Raw genomic sequence first — 1014 nt, 5'->3', positions numbered from 1 at the left:
CGACTATCGCGTGGCCGAGGCAGCCGAGCTCCTCGGCGTCAGCACCGACACCGTGCGGCGCTGGATCGACGCCGGCCGGGTGCCGAGCAGCACCGCCGACGGCCGCACCGCCATCGCGGGAACCGACCTCGCGGCACTTGCCACCTCCCTGCTCGACGACGCCGAGCACGACCGCACCCGCGCCGGAGAGGTCAGCGCCCGCAACCGGATGACCGGCATCGTCACCCGGGTCGTCACCGACACCGTGATGGCCCAGGTGGAGATGGTGTGCGGCCCGTACCGCGTCGTGTCCCTCATGAGCACCGAGGCCGCCCTCGAGCTCGGCCTCGAGCCGGGCGTCCGCGCGATCGCCTCGGTGAAGTCCACCAATGTCGTCGTCGAGAGGCCGGTCCGATGACGCGGGTCCTGGCGTTGCTGCTCCTTCTCCTGGCCCTGCCCCTGGCGGCCTGCGGGAACGACGACGGCGAGAAGGAGACGCTCACCGTCTTCGCTGCGGCGTCGCTGACCACGACCTTCGAACAGCTCGAGAAGCAGTACGAGGACGACCACCCGGACGTCGACGTCAGGCTCTCCTTCGCCGGTTCGTCCGACCTGGTCGCCCAGATCACCGAGGGCGCCGAGGCCGATGTCTTCGCGTCGGCCGACGACAAGAACATGGCCAAGCTGGTCGAGGCCGACCTCGCCGCGGGCGACCCGGCCGAGTTCGCGACGAACACCCTGGTCATCGCCGTGCCGCCGGGCAACCCGGCCGGGGTGAAGACACTCGCGGACCTGGCCAGGGACGACCTCCAGCTCGTCCTCTGCGCACCCGAGGTGCCCTGTGGCAACGCCGCCAGGACGGTCGCCGACGGTGCCGGGGTGACGCTCGAGCCGGTCAGCGAGGAGCAGTCCGTGACCGACGTCCTCGCCAAGGTCGAGAGCGGCGAGGCCGACGCCGGACTGGTCTACGTCACCGACGTGAAGGGCGCCGGCGACAAGGTCGAGGGCATCGAGCTCCCCGAGGCCGCCTCGGCC

General features: G+C 71.5%; 2 protein-coding genes. Both read left to right on the top strand.

What is annotated here, in order from left to right; genetic code table 11:
* On the top strand, positions 1–397 hold a 397-nt coding region (locus tag ACOADB_RS04840; protein WP_378596801.1), incomplete at its 5' end, for a TOBE domain-containing protein.
* Positions 394–1014: molybdate ABC transporter substrate-binding protein (gene modA, locus ACOADB_RS04835; protein ID WP_378596800.1), on the top strand; the 621-nt coding region annotated here is incomplete at its 3' end. The genes ACOADB_RS04840 and modA, both read left to right, overlap by 4 nt.

Source organism: Nocardioides sp. CPCC 206348, assembly GCF_048654705.1.
GTDB lineage: Bacteria > Actinomycetota > Actinomycetes > Propionibacteriales > Nocardioidaceae > Nocardioides.
Note: the sequence above shows the minus strand (reverse complement) of the source record. Positions and strands in the feature narration are given on the sequence as shown.